We start from the raw sequence: 7,003 nt of genomic DNA, 5'->3' as shown, positions 1-7,003 counted from the left end.
GTGCTGGCCGGGGGCAGAGCAGCCTGACGCCGCCCGCGTCTTTCTCGCCTGGCTCAAAACGCCGCCGGTCAACGACGTTTTCCACCGCTTTGGCATGCTACGCCGCGATTAGCGCTCGGTGCGCGGCACGGAGCCGGTGCTGCCGCGCACGATCAGCTCGGTTTTGATCTCGGTACAGGTCTCTGCCGGCAGGCCATTTAGCGTGTTCAGCAGATAGTGCGCTGCGTGCTCGCCTATCGATGCCAGATCAACGCGCATGGTGGTTAGTGGATGCTCCAGATGCTCGGCGTATTCGTAATCATTAAACCCGACGATAGAGATATCATTGGGAATGCGCAGATAGCGCTCGCTGGCGGCGCGCATGGCGCCGAACGCCAGCAGATCGTTACCGCAGATGATGGCGGTGGGCGGCAGCGGCCCCTCCAGCAGACGAAACACTGCCCGCCGCGCATCATTCATGCTAAACGCATTGTCGATCAGATGGGTCTCCGGCAGCGTGAGCCCATACGCCTGCAGTGCGCGACGCGTACCGTTCAAACGTTCGGAGATACGATCGTTCGAGGGCGGCGTACCCACGATCACCGCAAAACGTTGATGGCCTAAACCCAGCAGATGGCGGGCCAGGGTCTCGGCTGCCCCTTCGCTGTCGTAACCAACGCACGGTTTTTCGCTATCCAGCGAGAAGGTCTGAACGCAGGCGATCGCCTGCTGCGCTATATGCTCCCACAGCCTTGGGTGATGCGTATTCCCTACCAGCATCAGCCCATCAATTCCGTACTCGATCAGCTTATTGACCTCTTTCAGCTCGGTATCCGGATCAAAATTGGAGTTCGCCAGCAGCAGGGTGTAGCCCGCTTCGTGGATGAGTTGCTGAAAGGCCGCCAGCGGTCGCGAGAAGGTCTCTGTGGCCAGCGTCGGCACGACCGCACCGATGGTCATACTGCGGCGCGAGGCGAGGGTGCGTGCTGCACGGTTAATCACGTATCCCAGCTCTTCACAGGCTTGCTCTACTGCGGCGCGACGCGCGGCTTTTACCGTGGTGCTGCCGTTGAGCACGCGTGAAACGGTGGCCGTGGATACGCCGGAGAGGCGTGCGACGTCTTCCAGCGACGCACGGCCCGAACCATTTTGCTTCTCACTCATCAAGTCACTCCTGTTGAAAGAGTGAGCTCGCCCACAAAAATTGCAGACAACTCACGGTCAATTTTGAAAGCGCTTACTTTTGGCTTGACTGAATTTTGTAATCGCTTACTTTTGACATCATGTTATCAGTTTGGAGATGTACAGAAACGTTTATTTAACAGTTTCGTGCAGCATTTCCCCAAAAATTAACGACAACGCGAACGGCAGCAGGCACTCTCGCGGCGTATCGCAGCAACCCATAACGAAATCATAAAGGAATTCACCATGCGCAGATATCCACGAATCCGCTGGCTGATGATCGTGTTCTGCTTTTTCGCCATCGCCATCAACTATATCGATCGTATTAACCTGGCGATCGCAGCGCCGCATATCAAGGCAGACCTCGGGCTGGATGATACCAGCATGGGCTTGATTCTGGGGGCTTTCTTCTGGACATATGCGCTGATGCAGATTCCGGCTGGCCGTCTGATAGACCGGCTTGGCGCCCGCACAGGCCTGGCGCTGGCCGTCGGCTGGTGGTCGCTGTTCACAGTGTTTACCGCTTTCGGTAAAGGCTTTGCCTCTATCTTCGCGGCGCGTCTGGCGCTGGGCATTGGGGAAGCCGGCGGTAACCCGGGCTGCGTTAAAGTGGTCTACAGCTGGTTTGCGAAAAAACAACGCGCGACGGCCAGCGGTATATTTGATGCAGGCCCGCGTGCCGGCAGTGCACTGGCGCTGCCGCTGGTGGCATGGTTGATCAGCGTGTGGGATTGGGAGACGTCGTTTGTCGTCACGGGCGCACTGGGCTTGATCTGGGTGGCTATCTGGCTGCTGTTCTACCGTGAGCCGGAAGAGATGAAGGGGCTGGACGAAACCGAGCGCCAGAACCTGCTGGAAGATCGCGCCGTGCCGACACAGCAAAACAGTAACGCCAAAATCAACATGTGGGCGCTGTTCCGTCACCGCAACGTCTGGGGCATGATGATTGGCTTCTTCTGCATGAACTTTGCAACCTACTTCTTTGTGACCTGGTTCCCGACCTACCTGACCATGGCGCACGGCTTCTCACTCAAAGAGCTGGGCACGCTGGGGGCGATTCCTGCGCTGATGGGCATTCCGGGCAGTTTACTGGGCGGACTGGTATCCGACACGCTCTACCGTAAAGGATTCAGCCTGACCGCAGCGCGGAAAACCTGCCTGATTACCGGCATGCTGCTGTCGAGCGTGATCGCCTTTGCCGCTTTCACGGACAGCATTGCCGTAATCCTGACCCTGTTCTCCATTACCTATGCCGGGCTGGCGTTCACCGCTGCCAATATCTGGACGCTGCCCGCTGATGTCGCGCCAGCCAGCAACTATGTGGCCACTCTGGGTGGCATTCAGAATTTTGCCGGTAACCTCGCCGGGATCGTAACGGCCTCTTTCACCGGGCTGATGCTGAGCCTGAGCCACGGCTCGTTTGTGGTGCCGTTGCTGGTGGCGGGTGGTATCTGCGTACTGGGTGCGCTGACCTTTATGTTTGTGCTCGGTAAAGTCGAGCCGCTGCCAATTGATATCAATGAGCCACATAACGAACTGGCCTCAGCCAGTAAATGATGCAGGAGAACAGGATGTTTAACGAACAACAACTGCGCGAGGAGATGTGCCAGGTGGGTGCCGATCTGTTCACGCGCGGCTACACCACCGGCACGGCGGGCAATATTAGCGCCCGGCTGGAGGATGGCTGGCTCATCACGCCCACCGATGCGTGCCTTGGGCATCTGCATCCGGAACGCATTGCCAAAGTGAGCCTGGGCGGTGAGTGGGTTTCAGGGGACAAACCGTCGAAAACGCTGCTGCTGCATCGCCAGATTTATGACAACAACCCGGAAGCCTGCGGTGTGGTTCATACCCACTCGACGCATCTGGTGCAGCTAACGCTCTCTGGCGTGTGGCAGCGCGACGCTATTTTGCCGCCGCTCACGCCCTATCAGGTAATGAAAGTGGGGCGCATTCCGCTGATCGACTACCAGCGTCCCGGGCACCCGGATGTGGCGCAGCAGGTTGCAGTGCTGGCAACTTCGGTGCGCGGCGTGATGCTGGAGCGGCTGGGTCCGGTTATATGGGGCGCTTCGGTATCACACGCCAGTTTTGCGCTGGAGGAGCTGGAAGAGACCGCGCGGCTCTGGCTAGGCTGCTCGCCAAAACCGGCCGCGCTGCCGGAAGCGGCGGTGCAGGCGCTGTGCGAGCACTTTCGTACGCGCTGGTAGGTTGCGTGCTGCATCTGACTAAAGAGGGAACCCATAATGAAAAAAACGCTTTTAGCCGCCAGCATGCTGTTTGTTGCTGCCAGCGCCACGGCGCAGAACAACGCCTTTGTTTACGTCTCTAACGGTGACAGCGGTACGGTTACAGCCTATACGCTGGACAAGGCGCAGCGCCAGCTGACGCCGCTGGGCGAGTACAGCACCGGACTGAAAAGTATGCCGATGGTGGTCTCTAACGATAAGCGTATGCTCTATGTCTCTGTGCGCAGTCAGCCATATCACGTTTCGGCCTGGCAGATTCAGACAGATGGCGCACTGAAGCACGTTGCGGATACACCACTACCGGAGGCGATGGCGTACGTGGCGCTGGATAAGAGCGGTCGTTTCCTGCTCTCCTCATCCTACGGCGGCGATCTCTTTAGCATTAACCGTATCGGCGCTGAGGGTAAAGTGGAGAGCGCGCCGGTACAGGTGGTACATACCGGTAAGCGTGCGCACGCGATTCAGACCGACCCGGACAATCACTATCTGTTTGTGCCGTTACTGGGTGCCGATCAGCTGCTGCAGTATCGTTTCGATAGCCAATCCGGCCGCGTCACGCCCAACACGCCTGCGTTCATTAACATTCAGCGAGAATCTGCGACCGGCCCGCGCCATTTTGCCTTTGCTCCGCAGCGTGATGAGCAGGGCGAACAAAATATGTATCTGCTGACGGAGATGGCCGGGAATATCTCGCGCCTGACGATGAATAAAGATGGCACCATGACGGAACATGAGGCGACGCCTTCGCTCGATCCGGCGATTGCCCGCACAATGCAGCGCGGCGAAGCGCGCCCCTTAACCGGTGACGATGATCTGCCCGCATCGGCCAGGCCCCGTATCTGGCAGGCGGATATTCACCTCACTCCAAACGGCCGTTTTCTTTACTCGACTGAACGAACCAGCAGCCATATTACCGCCTTCCGCGTCTCTCCCCGTGACGGAAGGTTAACATTAATTAAAAGTATGAAAACAGAACTGCAGCCGCGCGGTTTTGCTATTGATAACTCCGGTCGTTATTTAATCGAATCCGGGCAGAAGTCAGCGCACATTGCGCTCTATTCTATTGACCAGGAGAGCGGCACGCTCAATTTACTGGAGCGCGTACCAACCGGTAAGGGCGCGAATTGGGTCACCATCGTTGAGTAATCAACGGTAAAAGCGATTGCGGCCTGTTATTAATTAATCTTGCGCATAGTGCGTTAACTATTTTCTCAGGAGAAGGAGTCATCATGTCTGTCTTTCGTAAAACATTACTCATTACCCTGTCAGGTTCGGCTCTTCTGATGGCCGGATTACAGGTGCACGCCGCTGAGAAGGTGGTGGCTACCGATCTGGAACCGTTGCATCACGTTATTCTGGAGAATAAATATGTCACGGTAATGCGCGTGCTGATCCAGCCCGGACACGCAACCTTATTCCATGAGCAGCACCTTGATTACGTCAATACGCATATTGAGGGCAGCCCGGTAAAAATTGAGTACACCACGAAACCGGCAATTGATTATGAGATGAAATCCGGCAACGTTAAATTTGGCGCCCACCAGGGGAAATCAAATTCCGATCGCGTAACCAATACCGGATCGAGCGTTAATCATCAGGTGGCTTTTGAAATTAACCTGCCGGGCCCGCAAAACTTTGGTGGCGCAACGCGCCCGGAGAGCCAGGCTTTCCAGCAGGTGCTGGACAAAAAAAACGTTAAAGGCTGGAAGGTTACGCTGAAGCCAGGCGAGAATACCGGTGAATATGTACAGCACGGTCCGGGCGTGCGGGTATTTTTCACAGAGGGGCGCATCTTACTTGCTGACCCTGCGCATGAGAATCGGGTGAAAGAGATGTGGGTCCATCCCGGGGACGCATTTCTGACCGAACCAGGGAAAGTCGATATTACGGCCGCCAGCAGTGAAAATATCATCTTTAATGATTATGAACTGTTATAGCATAGTTTGTATTTTGTATGAATTAAGTTTCTGCTAGTCTGCACTTCTGCCAGCCTCTGGCAGAAGTGCATTTCTGTTTTATACAACACCAATAATTATTAACCGGAAGCAATTATAATGAAGGCAAGAAAGGTGAGACATTGTTCTCTGCCTTTCGCGTTGAGCATTTTGATGTCTGCGACATTTTCAGCCCATGCTGAAAATGCGCACGACTCTGCCGCTCTTATTGCGAAAGGCAAATATCTGGCTATTGCAGCAGATTGTGGCGCCTGCCATACACCTCCCGACCATGCGGCTGAGATGTCCGGCGGATATATTATCTCTTCACCCCTGGGTAATATCGTCGCCAGTAATATCACCCCTTCTAAAACCGCAGGAATTGGTGATTACACCGAACAGGAGTTTGCCCGCGCGGTGCGACAGGGAATTAACCGGCAAGGCCAGCATCTCTATCCGGCAATGCCTATACCTCCTATGCGAAAATTACCGATGAGGATATACATGCACTGTATGTCTATTTTATGCAGGAGGTAAAAGCCGACGATAATGTGCCGCCACAAACCGATCTGCCATTCCCGTTTAATATTCGCAGCAGCATGGCACTTTGGAATGTATTGTTTGCCGATGACCAGACATTTATTCCAGCTAAAGACAAATCAGCGCAAATTAATCGCGGTGATTATCTGGTCAATGCGCTGGCGCACTGCGATACCTGTCACACTCCGCGCAATGCACTCATGGGGCAAAACAACGATCGTGCGTTGAGCGGTGGCTCCCTTGGCAGCTGGTACGCGCCGAATATCACGTCTGACAAACAAGCAGGCATCGGTAACTGGAGCGATGCGCAACTTGCACAGTATCTGAAAACCGGGCACGTGGCCGGGAAAGCGCAGGCGGCCGGTCCCATGGCTGAAGCCGTTGAGCATAGTCTGCAATATCTCTCTGACGACGACATTAATGCCATGGTGGCTTACCTGCGCCAGATCCCGGCTGTAAGCCAGCCGGGCGCGCCACGCGATATGCAGGGTAAGCCGGCCACCAGCGATGCGTCGTTACGTGCAGTGAAGAGTCCTGATGCCGGTTGGCAGGTTTACAGCAGCACCTGCGCCAACTGCCATCAGGCAGACGGTGCCGGCAATGCGTTTTACCCCGCGCTGTTCCACAACACCGCCACCGGCGCCCCGCAGGCAGATAACCTGATTGCCACCATTGTCTATGGCGTGCACCGCACGGTTGAGGGGAGAGCCGTGGCCATGCCGGGCTTTGGCCCGGAGGCGTTTTATACCGATCGCCTGACCGATCAGCTGATTGCTGATGTCAGTAATTACGTGCTGAAAAACTTCGGCAATGCTGAACTTAACGTCACGGCGCAGCAGGTTAAAACCGTACGTGAAGGTGGCGAGCGGCCGCTGATCGCCCGTCTGGCGCAGCCAGCCGTATATGGTAGTGCCGCCGCGATTGTGCTGATCGTACTGGGTGTTGTTGTATCTCGTTTGCGCAGGGGGAAAAAGCATGGCGCATAACCACGCTTCAGGTTTGTCACGCCGTCGTTTATTACAGGGCGTGGGTATTTTATCGCTGGGCGCGTTGTGCAACACGCTGTTCCCGGCACGTGCGCGGGCGGCCGATAAACTGGCGGAGAGCGGTTTCCTCGCG

General features: G+C 56.0%; 5 protein-coding genes and 1 pseudogene. 5 read left to right on the top strand and 1 reads right to left on the bottom strand.

Annotated elements, in window-relative coordinates:
• Positions 1-108: 108 nt before the first annotated feature.
• Positions 109-1,143, bottom strand: coding sequence for a LacI family DNA-binding transcriptional regulator (locus HA48_RS21475; RefSeq protein WP_128603123.1), 1,035 nt, complete (start codon positions 1,141-1,143; stop codon positions 109-111).
• 264 nt (positions 1,144-1,407) lie between these two features.
• On the opposite strand from HA48_RS21475, the gene HA48_RS21470 reads away from it, so the two are divergent.
• From HA48_RS21470 to HA48_RS21450, 5 genes and pseudogenes are all read left to right on the top strand, one after another.
• Positions 1,408-2,718, top strand: coding sequence for an MFS transporter (locus HA48_RS21470; RefSeq protein WP_128603122.1), 1,311 nt, complete (start codon positions 1,408-1,410; stop codon positions 2,716-2,718).
• A 14-nt stretch (positions 2,719-2,732) separates the two neighbouring features.
• On the top strand, positions 2,733-3,371 hold the full coding sequence (gene otnC, locus HA48_RS21465) for a 3-oxo-tetronate 4-phosphate decarboxylase (RefSeq protein ID WP_128603121.1): 639 nt from the start codon (positions 2,733-2,735) through the stop codon (positions 3,369-3,371).
• Positions 3,372-3,407: 36 nt separating this feature from the next.
• Positions 3,408-4,556, top strand: coding sequence for a lactonase family protein (locus HA48_RS21460; RefSeq protein ID WP_128603120.1), 1,149 nt, complete (start codon positions 3,408-3,410; stop codon positions 4,554-4,556).
• A gap of 83 nt (positions 4,557-4,639) precedes the next feature.
• Positions 4,640-5,347, top strand: coding sequence for a hypothetical protein (locus HA48_RS21455; protein ID WP_128603119.1), 708 nt, complete (start codon positions 4,640-4,642; stop codon positions 5,345-5,347).
• 117 nt (positions 5,348-5,464) lie between these two features.
• Positions 5,465-6,870 (top strand): annotated as a pseudogene (locus tag HA48_RS21450) (c-type cytochrome).
• The last annotated feature ends 133 nt before the right edge of the window (positions 6,871-7,003 follow it).

The sequence above is a fragment of the Pantoea wallisii genome, assembly GCF_002095485.1.
Lineage (GTDB): Bacteria > Pseudomonadota > Gammaproteobacteria > Enterobacterales > Enterobacteriaceae > Pantoea > Pantoea wallisii.
The sequence above is the reverse complement of the archived record's forward strand: the minus strand, read 5'-3'. Positions and strand labels throughout refer to the sequence as shown.